Consider the following 21,422-nt stretch of genomic DNA (forward strand, 5'->3'; position numbering starts at 1 on the left):
CTAAAAAAAGCCCAATGTAAAAAAGCTTTTCATCCAGTTGCGGTGTTGATCAGTTCTGAAATGAGCGCCAATATAGCCCAGAGCCTGCTTCAAACCCTGCTTGCTGTAGGTGTAGTAAATGCCCATGACAAATTTTTTAAACTGCTCTCTACACTTTCTAAAATGGTGTATACGCAAGAAATGACTTTTTTTCAAGGCATCCGAATAAAGATCCAGCTTATGCAGAGTTGCCTGCTGCTCGATGGGAGTGATATCCCGAAGAAATCCGTGCTCGCCAATGCGGGTTGGAATGACATCCGCCACCCTGGCTTCAACACCGCCCTCATGTTGCTCCAACCATACCGCCAGTACCATGCCCTCATCCACATACCCCTCGCGATTACGCATGTACTGAGATCCGTGTACCGGGAAAACAAAGTTCCCTAACGAATAAGCGATAACACAGCCTTGATGCACTTCAATGCCTTGCAGTGTATGCGAGTGATGATGCACCACCACCTTGCAATAAGGCGCTAATGCCCGGGACAACTGAACCCGCCAGGGAGCCGGGTAGTTGGTAAACTCCAAATCCGCGTGAATGATCACCACCAGAGCATCGACTCTTTGAGACAAGTGCCTGACGTTACGCAGTAGCTCTTTTTTCTTAAGCACTGCGACTCCGGGCTCATGTTCGCCGGCCGCATAATGGCTGGCATCGGTGACATTGAGTATGCCAATACTAAGGCCACCTCTTTCCAGGGTAAGCATCGCATGGGCTTCGGTTGCATTTGAGCCGGCACCGACAAAAAAGCAATGACTCTGCTGAATGAAGGCCTGCATTTCCAACAAAGCCTCAGCCCCCGAGTCTTTGACATGATTATTCGCCAGACAAAACACATCCACTCCCAGCGCTTGCAGTGAGGGTGATTTGCCGATGGGAACATTCATGCCAACAGCAGCCATTGGGCGAGCCGAGAAAGAGCACTCCAGATTGCACAAGGAAAGATCATAGGGTTGGAAAAGTGCCGCGATATCCTGGAATCCTCGGGTTACAACCTCTTGTGGAGCCCGTTTCAAGCTGGTTAAGCACAAGTCTCCGGCAAAAGCTAACCTGACCATTTTTGGGTGAACCTCCTCAGGGTTAGATTGAACAGCTCTTTTTCCGGGCCTTCAGGCCAGCGTGACAAAAAACACAATAAAGTTAAGCTTAATGCATAAACCAGAACACCAATCAGGGTTAAAGGTATACTCAGCCAGCCGACCACACCAAACTCTTTGATTAGAGGGATTTCACGGAACAACAGTAAAACCAACACCATGATCAAAGTAGCGCAAAGCACGCGCCAGATTTGCGCATACAATAATTTAAAATTTAGTAAACCCAGCCCCCGTTGCGTGAGTTGGATCACCGCCATGCCAATCAGGCTTGAAATAAGCACCCCCCAAACCAAGCCTTCAGCACCATTGAGATGAATGCCTATAGTCAGTGCAATCGATTTGATAATAAGCATATAAAATGAATAGCGACCTAACAAATCGGCTCTGCCAACGGCGGCCAGTGCAGAGACAGCGCACGCCACATTCACCCGGGTAATACCGACAAAAGCCAGGATCTGCAGGAAAAACGCAGCGCCCGCCCAATTCGGGCCCAGCAACAACAGAATGACAAAGTCGGCCAGCAGACTTAACCCTACCGCGGCTGGTATGGCTAAAAACAGGACCGAAGCCAAAATGGTGGTGTACAGCTTTTGGAAGGCGACTTTTTCATCCACTAATTTCGCCAGTGCCGGTAACGACGCCCTGGCCACCGGCATGGCAATCTCAGTGGATGGCATGCCAGCAATTTCTTTGGACACCGTGTACAAACCAAGGCTCTCTGTGCTGCTCAATTTACTAAGCAAAAAAGTATCCAGTTTGATGGAAACCGCCTTCAGCGACTCATAGACAAAAAACCATTTGGAAAAATTAAACACCTTTTCAAAGGAAATCAGACTCAAACGAGGCCGAAAGGATGACATAGCATAGCTCAGGATAACTTTCACCAGAGCACCCACTAAGGAGCCGATTGGAAAGGCCCAATAACTTTTATAGATGAGGGCTATTGAGACAGTGACCAGAAACTCGGATAGTCTGGCGGCGATATTAAACCTAAACTCCCGGTCAAACCTCATCTCGCGTTGAAAATCAACGATCCCGACATTCATAACACCATGAAACACCGCAACACCGGCATAGGCAAAAATCACTGGGTAAATCTCCGGTTCATCAAAGAAGCCGGCCCAAAATCCAGCAGTTGCTGCGATCACTAAGCCCAGGAGCAAACCCCGAATTAAGCTTAAAGTCCATACCGTGTTGTAGTCGTCTACCGTTGAGTTTTTATTTCTGACCAGGGAAGTCAGCAAGCCAAACTCGGTCATCAACTGGATAAAGGACGAAAACATAATCGCCTTAGCAATTAAACCATAGTCCTCTGGTAACAAGACCCGCGCGATAATGATGACAGAGATAATCCCAAGCAAACGCGATGCCCAGCGTACCAGTAAGGTCCACAAGCTGCCTGACGTGACTTTTCGGCCAAGGCTTTGTTCACTCATTCCGGTTGAACTCCCATTAAGCGTTCACTCCTCACGCCAGATGCTCCAGTAACTCTGGTTCGGGCTGGTCACTTACCACATCACGCAGATAGGCGACTCTGCGATACGAGAACAACAAACGGACCAGCTGGGGTTTATCGGTCCAGGATGATAATGCCTGCAGAGCCACTTTTACTTTTTTGCCTGGTGAAACCACTGGGTTCGCCTGCAGATCAGACAAAAAGGAACTCAGCATCAAACGCCATTGCTGCTGTGTCAACCGTCCCCCTAACACGTCTCTTCCTCCGAAAGGCAATGTGCTGGCTTCGCCGCCCAGTTGGCTGATCGTATTACTGTGAAAAGCTTTGGAAAAATACAGCTCAACCGGTAACGTGAACAGAAATTCAAGCATCTCTTTCTGCATAAAGGGCATAAAGGCGGTACTTTGTCCTGACAGATAGCGAATAGAGCTAATCGCGATGCTGCGCCGGCTTCTGTTCCAGAAAAAAAACTGCGCCATGGGGTTGTTTGCCTGATGAAATGACCGTAACTCGGCTATCAGGCGTTGCTGCAAAACCCCCTCATCCACTATAAAGGGGTGGTGCGACTTCCTGAGCCAGCCATTGAAGTAACGGTTGTCTTTTAAAAACGCCTTGATCAAACCGGCCCAATCTGCCTGCTGGTAGCGTTGGTGCATCTCAGCGCTGATCACCGAAGACTGACTAAGCACATCACCACCAAAACCATCCAGCAATACTCCAGGTGGTGCTTGATTGAAGAAGTCCGCCGCCGGAGCCGCCCAGCTATGATCACGGGTTTCCAGATTCGTCTGCCTATTCTTGGTATACTCACTCTGAATCAGGCAATAATCCGGGGCCAGCGTTTGGTGTGGCACGGCAAATAGCTCGGCGAGACGGCGTGCGATCACCACATCATCATTATAGTGCGGCGCCAGTACACTCACGGTATAACAGAGGTCGGGCTGGATGTTCAGGCGGATTAAACTCAGGAAAATATGCCTGGAGTCCTTGCCGCCAGTCAAGGGCATATACAAAGGTTGTTTTATCTCCCGAAGATATGCCAACGACTGCTGCATCAGCTGCTGGTATTTTTCCGTCGTATGCTGATAGCCAACCTGTGTCGGTTCAGGCCGGGTTACCTTCACCTGGATCCCTGAGTCACCGGCGCTCACGGTCAATTTACCCGTTGGTCGATGCAGCGTTCGAAAGGCAGTATCGCTGCCAAGGTAAAACCCCAACCGCAAAAAAATACCGACGGCCTCAGTGTTGACCTCCAGTCTTTGCTCCCGCTGAATCATGCTGACCGAGTTGCTGATCAGCAGCTCATGCTCGCTTTGCATATAATACACAGGATATAACCCCAAACGATCCGTGCTTAGCTCAAAATGACCATCGGCATAGTTCCAACGTACAAAAACACCATCGTCGCAGACTTGATCATCCAGCACATAGCCAACAAAGCCTTGCGGCTCACCTTCAAATGACAAGCGTTGTTGCTGGCAGCGCAGTCGGAGCAGAAAATCTTGTTTTGTGCCTAGTTGTAGTGCTGATAAAGTTTCCATATCGTCAGTCCATGTGATCCATCTGGTAACCTGCAACAGCTGTGTTTCTGCAAGACTTTTTAGGTAAAATAATCCATCAATGGCTTTTGCCGCAGCCACTGCCAAACCCGCCAGTAAAACAACAATTGAACCGCTTGTTCCGGTACAGGTTCCCCTTTTTGCAATTTTGCGAGAAAATCTGGTCGCACAACGGCGTCCTGTTGTTGCCAAAGTTGTGGCTGTGTCAGATAGCGTGATGGCAAAGGCTTGTTCTGGCTAGGGTTTAGCAAGAACAACTTCATTAATTTGGGGTGTTTTTGCAGAAAGTTATAGGCTTTTAACCGGCCCATAAACAGATGATCAGTGACACGTTTCGAATGCAGCAAATGTGGCTTTGAGCCATGCACCACAGGAAATTTCAATGCCGCTGGTGCAACCTGCTGATACACTTCCTGATAAAAAGCGTTGCCCCGTTTTCGCAACGGATCTACCGCCATGGTGGCAAGCAAATAGTCACGGGACATGCCGGGCATGCACACCATGGATTTTTGCTGAAACACCTTAAAGGGATTTAAACCGTACCGATTTCGTGTCCTGTGTGCGTAATTGAATAAGGCCGTGCCATCACTGTCGTTGGAGTACTTGGCCTTCTCCTTTAACCAGGTGCTTTCAAACGCATGCCACATCTCGGTTGCATGCTCCTTACCAAACACCATTTCGGCATGACGCCAGATAGCATGGCCATGCCATTTGATTTTTGTAGCCTGAAACTCGGCAAAGTCATCTTCACTGGCTTTGAGTGTTTTGCCGGGCAGCAATCCCTCCCATAACACACTGGCATCGACAAACTGAGCCACCTGGCTGATGAAAAGAGATAAGCTCGGTACCAGAGTTTCAGAGACTTCCAGGTAATCCAGGTAGGCCTGGCTGGAAAAAAACGCGTGGTCCGGCACCTCGAGGGTATAAGGGATATTTAGATGCCGCGCCACCGCCAGCGCCGATCTGCCATCAAGATCCAGGTTTTCATCGGCATGGGATACGATGATGGCTTTGAGTGGCACGTTTCTTTTCTCAAGCAGAAAAGCAATCAAGCGGGAATCATAACCACCGCTGAGCAAGAGGGTATGCGGTTGGTCCGGACAAGCGCGCAGCGCCAAATCGACACTTTCTTCAAGCGTTTCTACCACCTCTTCGGTAGTGCCAGAGTTTCTTTGATAATTAAACTCCCAGTAACTATAGCTTTGCACAGTGACAGGATCCGGCTCTACCACCATCACAGTAGCCGCAGGTACACGCGATACGCCTTTGGTAAGAGTATCCGGGCCAAAGGTGTATCCAAGCGCTAAAAAGGCTCCCCAACCAGCAGGGTTATGCGCACCATCAAAGGCTCGGGTACAGTCTGCAAACACTACCTCTGAGGAACTGCGTTGCCAATACAGTGGTTGAAGACCCAGGATATCTGAACAAACAACCAATTTACTGGCACTGGCATCCCAGAAAATAGCAGCAAAAACGCCTTCACGCTGTGGCAGTATCCGAGCAGCTTCCTGCCAGGACTCGGGTACTTTTTCGATGGCAGGCAGTGGTGTGCCCAGTACCAGAAGTGCATTGCCATTTAGCTGAAGAAGTTCTTGGGTGGATGCGATGCTGAGCAGAGGGGTTTGCAATTTTTGGTGCAGTGCCATCTGCTTGGTGACAATGTCCGTTACGGCGATAGAGTGCTCTTTCCCTACTCGGATCAATGATTGTTTCATACTATCCCTGTCTCATTATTTTCTTGCTTTGTATTCGTGCAGTTGCCCAAACCAACTCCATATCCGGGCCTAACCGTTAGCGCGCAATCAAAAATTAAGTACACAACAGACTTCAGCTTCGCTTAAAACCACCTGCGATCCTGTTGTCCCTATTAACCTAGCAGGAAATCGCCAGAAATGCCTATATTTCGCGCAAATAGTTTAATTCCCAAGTTATACCGGGCTAACTTGTTATTTTTTAGCTAATAAGCAACAGCGATGACTGTCTTTTGAGAGGCGTTTTGGTGCAATTCAAGCTGAACAATATTTATCCACAGCGGTAATCTTGGTATCATAGCCGGGCTGCCGCATGAAACTGTACTTCAGTCAAATTGCCCACGCTGTATCCACATGGGATCTCCCATGTTTGATTGAAACCAGATGAATTTTTTTGTAAGGAAGCCGTAGTGCAGCTACCAAGAGAAGTCCTCCCCTTGCTCCCAGTGTCAGTAACAACAGCTGCGTATTGTTTATCCCTGAAGCTCCAGCCTGGGCGTGTCTGCGGCGGCAATATAAAAGCCTACCGTTCACAACAAGAACTGGAGGCCTGGTTAACGGATACTGAAGAAAGACCGCAAGAGTGTGTTCAAAGTGCAGACTTTTGCAATCAGGTATTGCGCACTGAGTTCACACATACTTTTATTTGTCTGGATACTTTAAATCCACTTGCAACCAAGGGCTTGGCTTCATGGCTTAAACGCATCAAGGCAGCCGGAGGCCAACTTGGTCGACTGGTTATTCTTCGACGCCTTACCAATGCCAGTCTGCTTCGCAAAGTGACAGAAACAACACTAAGACGGCGCTTACGAAAGCTGATGACAAGCTTGCTGCCCGACCCTGAACTAAGTTTACTACGAGCACTCAGCCCAGCTAAGAGTGCGGCCAACTTTTCCTGTTACCAATACATTGCTGAACGTGTCGCAGATGGAAGTATTAAGCGCTTTCTTCCCATACCGCCAGCCACTCAAGAGGGGCAACGCAGCCTGAATAAGCAACTTGTCGATCATGCAGTTTTTTTTGCTGTCTGGCCAAGTGAAACGACCCCGTCCCCATTGCATAAACTGATGGATAACATACCAGCTTCGCAGTCGGAGGCTGGATTAGAGCTGAAACAGGTTTTGGTGAGCAAAAAAGACAAACTTATCGTTTTCTTAGAAGCAAAGATGCCTTTGATCGGCAAGATCACATTGTCAGAAAGGGCAAGAGCAGATGCACAACAGAATACGGCTGTGTTGATTAGTCTGCGACATCAGACCAAGCTCCTTACCCCAGTAGTCCTTCAGGAAAATGTTATTGATGGCTATTTTTATTCCATCGAAACGGAGTGCTCCGGTCAGCCACTTAAAACACTCAAGGATGCGCACATGGAGCAAGAAGTGATGCTGGGTGTCCTCAATGCCTTTAGCAGGCTTAGCAATGATCCCAGTTCACAGGATGCTGGGCCCTTGATTGATGCCATGCTGGATAAAAGCTATCACCAGCTCGAAGGACTGCTTTCAACAGCACAACTAAGTGTCATCAAAAGCTACTTTCAGCAAAACTTGTCCAAACACATTATCCCTTGCGGTGTAGTACACCATGACCTGAGTCAAAGCAACGTCTTGTTTAACGCAGCCGAGCAGCCCGTTGCCGTCATTGATTGGGATGAAAGTACCTTACAAGCTCCATTGGCCTTGAATCTGCTTTCCTATTTATTTAGTCGCTGCAGTCGGCAGGCAAGCAACCAACGGGATGCTTTTGCGATGGTTTTAAATGCAAACACGGCATCTTCTGAGTTGTCAGAACTAACCAACCAGTCTTATCAACTGTTACAAAGCCCATCGGCACTACACCCTTTCTGGACCAGGCTGCACTGGTTGATCACCCTTGCTCATCAGGTGCAATTTGAAGGCTTTACAACGCGGGCTCATTTATCCGCTGATGCCGGTAAAATCGTCGACGAATTTTTCAGTATTGAGGCTAACAGCGGCTCGCTCCAGATCCAAGCAGACTTATCACAAACGTCCATACTCGCTAACTAGTTTCAGAAGTAGCCAGTCGAGTCGTTGCTGGCTATGTACTTTGATATAGAAAAGCGGTGTTTTTAATGACGCTGTCTGTATCAGCGCTTTGTTCGCAAATACAAGCTACGTATTTCAACACTGATCGGGTGTCGTAACACAAAGATCAGTGTCAACCAGAGCACCGGTACCACAAAAAATAACAAACCTAAGATAAACAATAGACTTTGTTCAGCAATGGTCCATTTGATATCAATAGCAAAAACAAAAGCCCAACACAGTACAGCAATAACCACGGATGGCAAAATGGAGCGAAAGAAAGCCAGTATCTGCAGCTGTAAGTATCTTCTTAGTACCAGACTGGAGACCACCACATCCAGTAACCCTGTCGCAACGAAGGCCCAAGCGATTGCCGTTAGTCCATACGGGAAGGTCTGAATCACCAGAAAAATGAACACAACAAACAATAATAGCTCTTTCAAGAACATCACCTTTTCAGCATGATTCGCAATCAATGCTTGAGGAGATAGCAAGTGAATGGCACGTAACATGGCCCATAATGTCAGAATGCTAGCTGGCGCTGCAGCTGCCAGCCATTGATCTCCAAACATAATCTGAATCGCTGGCAAAGTCACCACGCTAGTGACGCTGAGTACTGGCAAAATCAAGCCAAGCATCAAGTGGCTCGCCGCCGTGTAGGTGTAGGCTAAATCGGCTCCATCGTTTTTCTTTCTCGATAAAAAGGGCTGCACCACCGGACGCACCCCTGCATAAATCGAGTCGGTAACAAAGTTAATAAAACCAAGACCGCGCGAAAACATGGCTACCTGAGCTGTAGTACCAAGCTTACCAATAATAACGTCTGGCGCGGTTAGCTGCATATTGCGAAATGTTTTGCCGAGGGTGCTGTAAATTCCTAAGCTGGCTATAGGTTTCATGTTTTGAAAGCTGGGCCAAACCAGGCTTTGCTGGCGCGTGGCATAAACCCCCAAACTGAAGGTTACGAAAACCGACACAATATGCCCTATCGCCAAAGCGTAATAACTAAAGCCTAGCAAAATAAAGCCAACCGTCACTATCAATTGCAAAGTTGCTGAGCTAATTGCGATCTGGCTGATGCGATCAAACCGATACTCGCGACTTAATAAGGCATTCGGAATACTGATAAAAGGAGCAAAAATGAAGCCAGTCGATAGCATAAAAAAGATGATGCCAAGATTTTCCACCTTAAAGAAATCCGCGACCCAGAATGAGGATAGCATCACCAAAGCACCGAGAGACCAGCTAATTAAAATGGTCAAACCATAAGATGCCTTAATTTTATCGACCGTGAGCTCCTTTTCCCTTACCAGATAAGTATTGGCTCCAAGAATACGAAAATCGGCCATGATCATCACCAAAGCGCTGGCAATAGCAAAAGTACCGATTTCTTCCGGGGTCAGTAAACGGGCTATGGCAATGGTACTTACCAGTGAAATCAGTTTGATCAGGTACTTGCCGGCCGCAGAGTGAAGGATGGCGGTACGGACTGTTCGCATCAGCGATGAACTCCTGCATAACACGTTGCAAAGGCAGCACACATTGCTGCGGCTGCAAAGCGCTGCTGAAAATCATCCTGAGCCGCTTGCTGCATTCCATTGTCACTGTTTGGTGTGCTAACAATCCCCACAATGGCTGTTGTCAGCTCCATTGCGGTATTTTGCGGTAACACCCGACCGCTATAGCCATCCTGCACCACCTCAGGATTTCCGCCCACATCCGACACAATGCAGGGAATGCCAAGGCTCATGGCTTCCAGTAAGGTCATCGAGGTACCCTCACTCAGCGATGGCAGTAAGAACAGCTCCATCAGCGCCATGTAGTCGGTGGCCGGGCTTTTAAAACCGGCAAAAATAACCCGCTCGTTGATCTTTAGCTCACCGGCCAGTTGCTCCAGGTTGTGTCGTTCTGGCCCATCGCCGACCAGCAGCAACACCACATCGGGAAACTCCGGCGCAAGCCTGGCAAAGGCTTCTAACATCATGGCCTGGTTTTTAATCGGGTCTAATCGCGCTACCGTACCAATCACCCGCTGCTCTGGTGATATACCCAGCTCTTGCCGGGCTTTGGCCCGGCCTGCTTCGGTACTGACTAAAGGCTCAATGCCGTTGTAGATCACGTCTATCTTACCTGCCGGAATAAACTCGTACTCCACCAAAGCCGCCTTGGTGGCTTTGGAGATGGCAGTGATTTTGTGGGTGGTCGCAGCCATCAGTTTATTGATCAACCAGGCCTTGCGACGATGGTGATCCGGGAAAAAGCGGCCATGCTCGGTAAAAATGACCTTAGCCTTAGTGCCTAAAGCGGCAAACCAGCCATAGACCCAGGGGGTGTATTGATGGCAGTGCACGATGTCGATGCGGTGCGCTTTAATCAACTGACGGATGCCCTTGATGAGCGCCCAATCAAAGCCAGGCTGTCGGGCCAGCACCTCAATGCCAATGCCTTCTTGTTGCAAAGCCTGGCCAATGGCACCAACGCTGCCTTCGATGCAGCAAATGCGGTGCTCGACCACGCTTTTATCCATACCGCGGATCAGCTGATTGATCACCTGCTCGGTGCCGCCTATGGCCATGTCGTAGGTGATGTGAAGTACCCGCTTCATGCGTGTTCCTTAACTGCCCGCTCATTATCAGATGGAGTTGCCGGCGTCATGTAGTGCTGCCACCAGGCTTCGAATACCAGCAGGGTCCAGAGCTCCTGGGTATAGCGATGATCACCGGCCTGATGCTGCTGCCACAGCTGCTGCACCTGCTGCCGGTGGAAAAACTGAGCAAAGCCTGCATCCTTGGCTTGCAATAACTGATCGCCTATCGGTTTAAGCTCGTGGCACAGCCACTCAGCCAGTGGTACCGAAAAACCCATTTTCTTACGGTACAAAATAGCATCCGACAAAATGCCCTGCTGGCTTTGTTTCAGCAGGTATTTTTTCTCCCGGCCGTGCAGCTTTAAACGCGATGGCACGGTGGCGGCAAATTCGACCATGCGATAATCGAGCAGTGGGGCACGGGCCTCCAGCGAGTTGGCCATGGTCATACGGTCTACTTTGACCAGAATATCGCCCGGCAGATAGGTTTTAAAATCGGTATAGAGTACCCGAGACAGATGATCGTCGCTGTCGGCCGCATCATACGCCTGGGTTGTGACTGTGGCTGAATCGTAGCCCTGCAATTCGCTGGCAAAAGCGGGCAAAAGAAGCCGCTGCCACAATGCCGGGCTAAAGAAAGCATTGGTTAAAAAGAACCCCTGGCCAGGGCTAAGCGCCATGGTACGTAACAAGGTATTGGCTTTACGTGCGGGGGTGCCCGGTAGTTTTGCTGCCAGTTGCGCCAGCGGGTTGGCCATAGATCGAATAAAGCCCGGCAGTTTTTGCCGTAATTGATGTTCGGTCTGATCCACCACGTACTTGCTGTAACCGGCAAAATTCTCATCGCCACCATCCCCCGCCAGCGCCACCGTCACTTGCTTACGGGCCAACTCGGCGACAAAGTAGGTGGGTACAAAGGACGGATCGGCAAAGGGTTCGTCAAAGTAGCGGCTAATCGTCAGGAAGCTGTCGGTGACATTGGCACGCACGGTAAATTCATGGTGATCGGTGCCAAACTGCTGCGCAATCTGCTTGGCGTACTGCACTTCATCGAATTTTTTCGAATCAAACCCAATGGCGCAGGTGGTCACCGGTTGTGCCCCCTGTTTCGTCATACTAGCTTTCGCCATGCTGGCCACCACGGCGCTGGAATCTACCCCACCACTTAAAAAAGCCCCCAGCGGCACGTCGCTGATCATGCGGATTTTCACCGCATCGTCCAACAGCTCACGCAGCTGATGCGACAACTCTTCTTCTGAGGCGGCACTGGGGCTGGCAAAGCTTAGATCCCAGTAGCAGTGCTCGGTAAACTGACCCTGGTGCCACTCTGCATAATAGCCAGGCTTGAGTTTGCGGGCCTGTTTAAAAATACTTTTAGGGTCCGGCACGTACTGGTAAAAGAAATAGTCCTGTAGCGCTTGCGGGTTTAAATCACGCTTAAAAAAGGGCAGCGGCATCAGCGCTTTTAGCTCAGAGGCAAAGGCGAAATAGTCCCCGTCCTGATACAGATACAGCGGTTTTTTGCCTAAACGATCGCGCGCCACAAAGAGCTTTTGCAACTGCCTGTCCCAAATCGCGATGGCAAACATGCCATTGAGCTGCTGCAAACAGGCCGGCCCATGCAGCATATACAAGCGCAGCAACACTTCGCTGTCGGTATGGCTGACAAAGTGCTCGCCCTTTTCTTCCAGCGCGGCTCTTAGTGGCTGAAAGTTATAAATTTCGCCATTAAACACCATCACGTAACGACCACAGGCCGAGTGCATTGGCTGGCTACCGGCGGCGGATAAGTCCAAAATGCTTAAGCGACGGTGCACCAGAGCGATGTGCTGATCAAACCAAAGCCCGCCAGCATCGGGGCCGCGGTGCAAAATCGCCTGCCCCATCTGTGCCAGCAACTGCCCGGTTGTTGTCTCTGGCTCACCAAAGCGGAAAAAACCAGCTAATCCACACATCCTTGTTACTCCCTGCTGCCGTGATTGGCCAGTTGCTGCTGAGATTGCAGCTGTTTTCTAAGCGATGCCTTGGTGACCGGGCCGCGTGGTGCTGGCCGACTCACCGCTTTGCCCTCGCCTGGCTGTTCAGGCATGCCAGCCGGCGCTAGCCGGCCCAGCGCATTGCCGGCCGCTGCAGCGGCCGTTTTGGCTTTGTGCTGCAAGTAATACACGTTGCTGGATGATGCCAGAAATAAAATCATCCAGAACAAAATCTCGGCGCGGGCGCGGTCAATAAAGGTGGCCGCGGCTAAAAAGCCAATTAAACCGCATTCCAGCGCCAGGATTTTGTGGTAAATCTCGGGTCGCCCCTGCTTAATCATATACTTCTTGGTTTTGTGGCTGATACGAAATACCGACAGCAGCATGCCAACAAACACAAACAACCCCAGCCAGCCAAAGTCACCCAGCACCTGGAACCAGGTGGAGTGCGGCACCCGCCGCTCGATGGTGTAATTGGTTTTGGTGGGGTCCAGATAGATGGCACTGACCGTCGAATAGCCACCTACCCCCATGCCAAGCGGGTAGTCTTTGATCATATCAAAGGTACCAAACCAAAAGTGCATCCGGCCCCGGCCATCGCCGCCCCGCTGGCCCTGCTCGTCCGCCTGCAGGGTTTGCATCCGGTTCCAGAACGACTCATCGGTTAAATAAAGCGCGCCGGATAAACCGGCGATCACAATGCCCACCGCCGCCATGCGCTGGCGGGCTTTTTGAATGCGGGAAAACAGCATAAAAAATACAAAGAGTGAACAGCCGGCCAGCACGCCCAAAAAAGCGCCCCGGCTGTTGAGTAGTACCAACACATTCACCACAAAAGCACTGCAGACAAAAACCACAGCCCGGGTTTTCCAGTTGCCCTGCCAGGCGTAATACAGCAGCAAAACCACAGCCGGTACCAAAGCCGCTGCGGCCAGGTTGGAGTCGGTGCTGGTATCAATCATGCCAATACCGGATAAACGGCCGCGATTATCCCGCCCCATGGAATGGCCGTAATAACCCACATAGGCGGCACCAAGCAGATAGACCCAGATAGCGATGTTGAGCAAGCGCTCGGTATTCAGCAGCTTATAAGCCACCAACATCACCACCACCAAACGCCAGAAGTAATCGGTAAAACGACTGTGTGCATCAGGATCAAGTGCATAGAAAAAAGCGATAAAGTGCAGCAGTAAAAAAGCCAGCATCCAGCCAAACACCGGTTGCTTGGTCCAGGGGCTGATTTTACTCAGTTCCTGGTATTTCACCGCCAATGCCAACAACATCATCAAGGCAGTGATAAAGGAATAACGCATGCTGGGAATATCCGCACTCCACCAGCGATTTTCCGGGTTAAACATATAAACCAGCTGGTACAGAAAAAACGCCGCTGCGCCGTTGTAAGCCAGCACCGCAATCAGGCCACCGCCATACAGTAATAAGAAAAACAGCGCAAACTTAGACACAGTGGACCTCCTGCTTGCAACGGCTGGCTGTAACCAAAAGCAATGCCGGGCGAATACGACCTATCATAAGGCAATGTACCGGCGGATACGAGCACCCAGGCCATTGGCCAGCGGCAACGGCAGCTGTTGCCAGGCTTTTTCTGCCAGGGAGCGCAGCCTGGACGGCCCGGCATCGTCGGCACTCAGTAAATGGGTGATGCCGCTGTGCTGAGGTTTGAGCAATTGCCAGTCCAGCGGCACCGGCTCAGCCCCCCACTGCTTTTTAAAGCGATAGGTGCCTTCTTGTGGTGTGGAGCGTCCCATATCAAAGAAGCGCACACCATGGTCAGCCAGATGAGCCTGCAAGGTCCAGTACAGCAGCATATTGGGCGCCAGATAGTTGTAATCGGCCAAGGTCGAGGCCCATGGGATCACCGCCTGTTCGCCCTGCAGTAACACCAAACCAGCACCAACCACCACATCCTGATACCAAACCAAACCAATGACGGCCTGGCCCGCCGGATAATGCTGCAAGATAGCATCAAACCAGGCCACACTATGAGGCGGTGAGCCCAAACGCTTCATGTTGGCACTATAGACCTGATAAAACAGCCGCACGGCTTCGCGATCGGTGCGAACCTCGGCGGTCAGGCCATTTTTTTCTGCTTTTTTGATCTGACTGCGTAACTTGGGTTTGTAACTGGCCAGCAGGGCTTCGGAGCTGGCAGGCAAAACCGTCACCATTCGTACTTTTTGGCTGGAAAATTCTGGATTGGCGACATGCCCATAACGGATTTCAACGGCTTCGGGCTGACGATTCTGCAGTTGTTGCACCAACGCCTGCTCCAGTTCCGAGGAGACGGCCAGTGGCCCGGAGAAGTCACAAAAAGGCTGGGAGATCAGGCGGCAACTAGCCAACGGTCGTTTAAAACGGACATAAGGCAAGATCCCAAGAATTGGCTGCTCTGGCTGGCGGGTATCCCGCACAACCAAACAACCTGGCGTATGGCCATAGGCTTGTTCAACCGCTCTACGCCAGCCACTGTGTATGTATGGGCTGGCGGTAGCCAGAGTGGCAATAAAGGCATCGGCTTCAGGCTGGTCTTCGGCAGCCAGCTCATGGAAAGTGCATGCGTTGATAAGTGGTTCCATCCTAGTCGTTGCATTCATGGCTGTGACGTTGCTCCAAACAGAGTCCGTAATTTATGCTTGCTTTGCCTGGCAAAAGACTCCAGTCGAAAACGCGCTCTGGCATGCTGCAAGCGAAGCTGGCATAAAACGGCATGCGGTTGGCCCAACTGCCGTTTATAACGCTCATCACCCGCCATAAAATCATAAAACTCACGTCCTTGCCGACAGTAATGCTCGATGCACAGACTGTGTCCAACCAGGCCGGGCTTCAACTGCTTGTCGAGCTCTGGCCGAAAACCCGCCAGATAAAAATAAATCCGATTACGATAACGCAACTGATAAAAGGTGGCCAGGTGCTGCTGTCCGGCCATCAGAGTCAACAATTCGGTCCCTGGTGCTTGTGCCGGCTCGCTACTCTGCTCTGCCCAGGCTGCCTTGATAAGCGCCCGATGAAAAGCCAGAAACTCCGGATTAGCAAAACCACTTTGCCCTGCCTCGCTACCCCAGCGCTGTTGATGCCAGGGGCTGATAGCATCAAACCATTGCAGTGCTTGCTGCACGTTTTGAGCTTGTTCCAAACGTAGCTCGCCATACTGTTGATAGCGCCGCTTGCTGCGATTAATTTGATAACGGCAATTAGCCGATAAGCTGGTCAGATAACTTTGACCTGAGTCACGTAACGCTTGTAAATCCACGCCAAAGCATGGTTGCTGCCAATCGATTTGCCGATGCAGTGGAGCTTGCTGCCATTGTTTGGCCTGGTGCGCATCCACACCTGCCAGCACCAACTCATCCCACTGCTGCCACTGCAGCAGACCGTTTAACACAGCGTGATCTACCGGCCCGGTCATTCCTCGCCGGGCCAGCACCGTATTGTATTCAATCCAGATCTGGTCCTGGCTGGCTACACCGGTTTGGTGCAACCGCAGCACGCGGGAGCCGATCAACCGATGGCGACGCTCGAAGCTGCAGCTGAATAAAGCCAGGCCAACCAGTTCATTGGCTGCGAATACCCGCATCACCATCAGATCGGGTTGGTAGGTTTGCAACCAGACACGAACCCATAGCCAGGACACAAAAATGCTACCGTCGGCGTCTGCTTCCAGTTGCTGCCAATCCGTCGCTATCTCAGCGAGATCCTGCAGCGGCTGCCAGCTGGTGCGCAGCGTATGGTCACTCATCACCGTGCACACCAACGCAATGCAAGATTCAACCACTCCATCCGCTTAGCCCCGGATCCGGTAGTAATCCTGATACCAGTCGACAAAACGCTGCACTCCGGTAGCAACAGGTGTCGCCGGTTTAAAGCCAACGGCCTTGCTTAAATCATCGATATCGGCGTAGGTGGCGGGCACATCACCGGCCTGCATCGGTAAAAACTCTTTGATGGCTTCTTTACCCATCGCCGTTTCAATGTGCTGAATAAACTGCATCAGTTCAACCGGTTGATTGTTGCCGATATTAAAAATTTTATAAGGCGCGGTACTTTCCGAAGCGATTGCCGGATCCCAGTTTGGGTTGGCGGGTGGAATGCAATCCTGCACCCGCACCACCCCTTCGACGATGTCATCGATGTAGGTAAAGTCGCGCTGCATCTTGCCCTGATTGAACACCTTGATGGGCTTGTCGTTGGCAATGGCATCGGCAAACAGAAACATCGCCATATCCGGCCGGCCCCAGGGGCCATAGACGGTAAAAAAACGCAGCCCTGTGGTCGGAATGCGGTACAGATGGCTGTAGCTGTGGGCCATCAGTTCATTGGCTTTCTTGGTTGCTGCGTACAGGGACACCGGGTGGTCCACTCTGTCTTGCACGGAAAAAGGCATGACCGGGTTCATGCCATAGACCGAGCTGGATGAGGCATACACCAAGTGCTCTACCTGTTGCTGGCGGCACCCTTCCAGCACATGCAGCATGCCCATCAGATTGCTTTCGCCGTACACCAGCGGGTTTTCTATCGAATAGCGCACCCCGGCCTGAGCCGCCAGATGGATGACCCGTTGAAAAGAATGGCTGCTGAATAGCTCTGCCATGCCTGCCCGGTCGGCGATATCCAGCGGTAGAAAGGTAAAATCGGGATGAGGCAGTAGTTGAGCGAGGCGGTCTTGCTTTAACTGGACGGCATAGTAATCGTTCAGATTGTCTATCCCGATCACAGCGTGGCCAAGTTCCAGCAGACGCTGACAGACATAAAATCCGATAAAACCCGCAGCGCCCGTGACTAAAAACTTCATGCTTCATCCTTGGTTTGAATGGTTATTGGCTAATCCTTGCCACGATAGAGCGGCATTGCCCCTAATTTTTGTTGGATTAACGCTAATCGCTTTTGATAAGCGGCAGAATCCAGGTCGACATAATAGCTTAGAAACTGCTCGTATTGAATACCTTCGTGCAAGGATTCAAACTCTGGTAGCAGGTCACTGTCATCGCGTGGTTGTAAAAAAAACGCTTGCAGGTTTTTGGCCGAGTCTTCGGATTGCAAGGCCAGCTCGGCAAAACGCAAGCCAGCTTTATCCGCCAGTAAGTCGACAAAGCTAAAGCCACTGCGCCCGGGGTTGGTATCCAGCAGTTCTTTCATCTCCCCGGCCAACAACCCCAGCTCGCGGTTGGTGAGCGCTTTGATCACAGCCGAATACACAAAGTGTTGCTGTAAGTCGAAGCGTCCGGCCAGTTGCACCTCACCAGTGCCTGGTCGGGTCAGCACGAGCTTGTGCCCGTCAGCAAGCAACCAGTCAAAGTGAACCGGGCCGAAAAATGCCCCCAAGGCCAGTAGAGCGGCCTGGTTTTCCAGCACAGCACTGACCTCTGCTTGCTCGCTATGAACATAAGCCGCATGAAACACCACACTCAGATAGCTACTCAGTTCCTGCGATTTATGCTGCAGGTAGTGTGCTTGCAGCTGCTGCAAATAGGCTTCAGTGCGGTCCGGCTCATGGTGCAAAAAACGTTGTAAGGGCAAACCTGAGCGCAGCCCGCCTTTCAAGTTATCGGGAATAGCAAAACGAAAGCGCACCCTATTGGGCTCTAATTGCACTTGTTCCACCGCGTAAATCAAGTGGGCTACTTCATCCGAACCCAGCATGCGGCTGGCTTGCCAACTGAGCACCCGCAGTACCCAGGAGCCAGGTATTGAGACAGAACCAAGCTGCACCCGCTCCAACCAATCGCCCTGCTCCTCCGGTACCAAGCTGGCTTGCACATTCAAATGAAGCGCCCCTGCCAGCAACGGATAAGACAATGCCAGCGTAGCTCTGTCGGCTGTCATGCTGGCTTCGGCCTGGACTTTGGGAAAAGCTCGTTGACCTATCGCAATGAGCGCCTGACTCTCTTGCAATGTGATATACAGATGTTGCTGCTGCAAGGCCCTGCCTTTAAGGCGGCTGCCAAAGGTTTCTGCCAACAAAGCCGTTTCAGGTGTAACTGGGTAGCTGTTTTGCACCGAGGGCTTAAAATCAAGCAGCAAAAAACTCAGTAAAGCAAGCAGCAACAGACAACCAAGCAGAATGCGAGTCAGCAGCTTACTCAGCGTAAAGCCCACCATGGACAATGATTGCATCGTGGCCAAGTAGGCTAACCCTTACTGACAGCCGGATAGTGCAGTAAGCGCTCGGCAATCTGCTGGCAAGCGCTACCATCGCCATAAGGATTATGCGCTACACTCATTTGCTGATACCAGGCAGCATCATCCATCAGCCGCGAGACCTCCCGCACAATGCTGTCTTGGTCTGTGCCTACCAGCAAGACAGTGCCAGCAGCAACAGCCTCTGGCCGTTCCGTGGTGTCACGCATCACCAGGACTGGCTTACCCAGCGAAGGCGCTTCTTCCTGAATCCCCCCTGAGTCGGTGAGAACCAGATAGGACTGGCGCATTAAAAAGACAAAGGGTAAGTAGTCCTGCGGTTCAATCAGGTGAATATTGGCCTGCTCACCCAGCAAGCGGAACACTGGCTCGCGTACATTCGGGTTCAAGTGCACGGGGTAGACAAAGTCGCAGTCGGGGTAGGTATCGGCCAGTTGTTTTAACGCCGCACAAATGTTATCAAAACCTGCACCAAAGCTTTCCCGGCGATGTCCGGTAATCAACACCATGCGCCGCTCTTGGCCCCAGGGCAGTTGCTCTGATAACTCTTGCAGCAAGGCCGGTGTTTGTTCGATTTTCCCGACCACCGCCAGCAAGGCATCAATGACGGTGTTGCCCGTAACGCTTATCTGCTCTGGCACCACCCCTTCGCTCAGCAAATTCTGCCGCGCTGACTCGGTGGGGGCAAAATGCAGCTGTGTCAAAACACCGGTTAACTTGCGATTGGCTTCCTCTGGCCAGGGACTAAACAGGTTGCCGGTACGCAACCCTGCCTCGACATGGCCAATGGCAATTTTTTCGTAATAACAGGCAAGCGCGGTGGCAAAGGTGGTGCTGGTATCGCCATGCACCAGCACCAGATCCGGTTGGTAGCTGCGCAGCACTGCTTTTAATCGCTGCAAAATGGTGATGGTGACATCAAATAAATCCTGCCCGGGCTTCATGATGTCTAAATCGAAATCCGGTTTGATGTCAAACAACCCGAGCACCTGATCGAGCATCTGCCGGTGCTGTGCCGTTACACAGACCTTGTTCTCAATGCCTGGCGTTTGTTGCAATGTATTCACCAAAGGCGCCATTTTGATGGCTTCCGGGCGGGTTCCAAACACGATCAGTGTTTTTAGCATAACGATAACCTTATCTGTTGCTGAAGTGTCCATACACGAACGGTAAGAATAAGATGACGATGGTATCAAAATTTCCACCGCTGATGGTAAGAATTTCAGCAGCAAGGCCTCAGAAATCCTCGCTTTGCACAGGGCGAGCTATTGCGCTTTATAGGGCTATCGTTTAGTCTTTGTTCTAGTTAAATGACAGGCATGTCGAACAGCAGCAATGGAGTGCGAGAGTCTGCTAAAGTGGAAAGACCATGCGGATGGAACATCCACTTTTCACCACGCAACTTGCTGGCTCCACTCGACACGCCACCACAATTTCGACCGTCTTTCATCACGGCCTGTATCATAAGTGTATAGCCGCAGTGAATGCAGTTAGGTGAGCAAGGATACGAGCATGCACGATTTCAGCAAAATTTCAGTCATCGGTCTGGGTTACATTGGCCTGCCAACCGCAGCGGTGATAGCCTCCCGGGGCGTTCAGGTCCATGGGGTGGACATCTCTGAGCATGCTGTCGACACAATCAACCAAGGTAAAATTCATATTGTTGAACCGGATTTGGATATGCTGGTTCAAGCGGCTGTTTCGACCGGCAAACTAAAAGCATCGACCGAAGCAGAAGCTGCCGATGTGTTTATGATTGCAGTCCCTACCCCTTTTAAAGGTGATAAAAAGCCTGATCTCAGCTACATTGAAGCGGCCATCCATACCATTGCCCCGCATGTAAATAAAGGTAATTTAATTATTCTGGAATCGACCTCGCCGGTTGGCACCACCGAAAAAATTGCGCAGTGGTTAGCACAGCTACGACCAGACTTACGGATGCCACATGCCAATGCCGAGCAATCCGATGTCTTTATTGCACATTGCCCGGAACGGGTCTTGCCTGGCCGGGTGTTGCAGGAGCTGGTAAGTAACGATCGCATTATTGGTGGCATTAGTCCCCGCTGTGCTCACAAAGCCATGGAGCTGTATCAGCTTTTTGTTCGTGGTGAGTGCCTGGTAACCGATGCCCGCACTGCGGAGATGGCCAAGCTTACTGAAAACTCCTTCCGTGATGTCAACATCGCCTTTGCCAATGAGCTATCGATGATATGTGACCATTTGAAGATTAATGTCTGGGAGCTTATTCAACTGGCAAACCGCCATCCCAGGGTCAATATTTTAAGCCCCGGCCCTGGTGTTGGCGGCCACTGCATTGCGGTCGATCCCTGGTTCATTGTGGACTCAGCCCCAGAGCAAGCCAAAATGATACGCTTGGCCCGTGAAGTTAATGATGCTAAACCTCATTACGTGATGGATCGGGTAAAAAAAGCGGCCGATGAATTCAAAAAACCGGTGATTGCCTGCCTTGGTCTGGCATTTAAAGCCGATATCGATGATCTACGTGAAAGCCCGGCACTGGATATAGCCAAAGAACTTACCGAGCAACGCATCGGCGAAGTGCTGTGGGTAGAACCGAATATTCGTTCGCTGCCCAAAGCATACCAAGCTTTCACCCCCCAACTGGTAAGCTTGCATGAAGCACTGGAGCGCGCCCATATTTTGGTGGTACTGGTGGATCACAAACAATTTAAATCGTTAAAGCCCGGCGATGTGGCTGCCAAAGTTGTGATTGACACCCGCGGTCTGTTTGGTTAATTGC

Annotated in this window: 15 protein-coding genes; 2 read left to right on the forward strand and 13 right to left on the reverse strand. The window is 51.0% G+C overall.

The annotated features are described in order from the left end of the window. The 4 genes from BLW37_RS09420 to BLW37_RS09435 are packed head-to-tail and all read right to left on the reverse strand — an operon-like array spanning window position 1 to window position 5,867. A complete protein-coding gene (locus BLW37_RS09420) occupies window positions 1-1,098 on the reverse strand; it encodes a CapA family protein (protein WP_091342220.1) in 1,098 nt (365 codons plus the stop codon). After that, window positions 1,086-2,573 (reverse strand): lipopolysaccharide biosynthesis protein, encoded by a 1,488-nt coding sequence (locus BLW37_RS09425; protein WP_091342222.1) that lies wholly within the window; start codon window positions 2,571-2,573, stop codon window positions 1,086-1,088. Before BLW37_RS09425 ends, BLW37_RS09420 begins: the two co-directional genes overlap by 13 nt. 31 nt (window positions 2,574-2,604) lie before the next feature. Then, on the reverse strand, window positions 2,605-4,134 hold the full coding sequence (locus BLW37_RS09430) for an asparagine synthetase B family protein (RefSeq protein WP_139243692.1): 1,530 nt from the start codon (window positions 4,132-4,134) through the stop codon (window positions 2,605-2,607). Between the two features lie 59 nt (window positions 4,135-4,193). Next, window positions 4,194-5,867 carry an asparagine synthase-related protein gene (locus BLW37_RS09435; protein WP_091342226.1) on the reverse strand — a complete coding sequence of 558 codons (1,674 nt, stop codon included), beginning with the start codon at window positions 5,865-5,867 and terminating at the stop codon, window positions 4,194-4,196. Between the two features lie 410 nt (window positions 5,868-6,277). On the opposite strand from BLW37_RS09435, the gene BLW37_RS09440 reads away from it, so the two are divergent. Beyond that, the gene (locus BLW37_RS09440; protein WP_139243693.1) at window positions 6,278-7,927 is read left to right on the forward strand and encodes a phosphotransferase; all 1,650 of its coding nucleotides are present in this window, start codon (window positions 6,278-6,280) and stop codon (window positions 7,925-7,927) included. Between the two features lie 80 nt (window positions 7,928-8,007). On the opposite strand, the gene BLW37_RS09445 is transcribed toward BLW37_RS09440, so the two are convergent. From BLW37_RS09445 to wecB, 9 genes are all read right to left on the reverse strand, one after another. Then, on the reverse strand, window positions 8,008-9,444 hold the full coding sequence (locus BLW37_RS09445) for an oligosaccharide flippase family protein (RefSeq protein ID WP_091342229.1): 1,437 nt from the start codon (window positions 9,442-9,444) through the stop codon (window positions 8,008-8,010). Further along, window positions 9,444-10,550 (reverse strand): glycosyltransferase, encoded by a 1,107-nt coding sequence (locus BLW37_RS09450; protein WP_091342231.1) that lies wholly within the window; start codon window positions 10,548-10,550, stop codon window positions 9,444-9,446. Before BLW37_RS09450 ends, BLW37_RS09445 begins: the two co-directional genes overlap by 1 nt. Beyond that, window positions 10,547-12,487 carry an asparagine synthase (glutamine-hydrolyzing) gene (gene asnB, locus BLW37_RS09455; RefSeq protein ID WP_091342232.1) on the reverse strand — a complete coding sequence of 647 codons (1,941 nt, stop codon included), beginning with the start codon at window positions 12,485-12,487 and terminating at the stop codon, window positions 10,547-10,549. Before asnB ends, BLW37_RS09450 begins: the two co-directional genes overlap by 4 nt. 5 nt (window positions 12,488-12,492) lie before the next feature. Further along, complete coding sequence (locus BLW37_RS09460; protein ID WP_245785682.1) at window positions 12,493-13,971, reverse strand: O-antigen ligase family protein; 1,479 nt, start codon at window positions 13,969-13,971, stop codon at window positions 12,493-12,495. 63 nt (window positions 13,972-14,034) lie between these two features. Next, window positions 14,035-15,102, reverse strand: a complete 1,068-nt coding sequence (locus tag BLW37_RS09465) for a GNAT family N-acetyltransferase (protein ID WP_171907586.1) — start codon at window positions 15,100-15,102, stop codon at window positions 14,035-14,037. 14 nt (window positions 15,103-15,116) lie between these two features. Then, window positions 15,117-16,262, reverse strand: a complete 1,146-nt coding sequence (locus BLW37_RS09470; RefSeq protein ID WP_091342235.1) for a GNAT family N-acetyltransferase — start codon at window positions 16,260-16,262, stop codon at window positions 15,117-15,119. A 45-nt stretch (window positions 16,263-16,307) separates the two neighbouring features. Continuing rightward, window positions 16,308-17,315: an NAD-dependent epimerase gene (locus BLW37_RS09475; protein ID WP_091342237.1), complete on the reverse strand. Its 1,008-nt coding sequence runs from the start codon at window positions 17,313-17,315 to the stop codon at window positions 16,308-16,310. A gap of 29 nt (window positions 17,316-17,344) precedes the next feature. Next, the gene (locus tag BLW37_RS09480; RefSeq protein ID WP_139243694.1) at window positions 17,345-18,646 is read right to left on the reverse strand and encodes a hypothetical protein; all 1,302 of its coding nucleotides are present in this window, start codon (window positions 18,644-18,646) and stop codon (window positions 17,345-17,347) included. A gap of 5 nt (window positions 18,647-18,651) precedes the next feature. Next, window positions 18,652-19,788: a non-hydrolyzing UDP-N-acetylglucosamine 2-epimerase gene (gene wecB, locus BLW37_RS09485; protein ID WP_091342240.1), complete on the reverse strand. Its 1,137-nt coding sequence runs from the start codon at window positions 19,786-19,788 to the stop codon at window positions 18,652-18,654. Window positions 19,789-20,173: 385 nt separating this feature from the next. Here wecB and wecC point away from each other — a divergent pair, with 385 nt between their 5' ends. After that, a complete protein-coding gene (wecC, locus tag BLW37_RS09490) occupies window positions 20,174-21,418 on the forward strand; it encodes a UDP-N-acetyl-D-mannosamine dehydrogenase (protein WP_091342242.1) in 1,245 nt (414 codons plus the stop codon). Window positions 21,419-21,422 lie beyond the last annotated feature (4 nt).

It is taken from the genome of Alkalimonas amylolytica, from assembly GCF_900107845.1.
Classification (GTDB): Bacteria; Pseudomonadota; Gammaproteobacteria; order Enterobacterales; family Alteromonadaceae; genus Alkalimonas; species Alkalimonas amylolytica.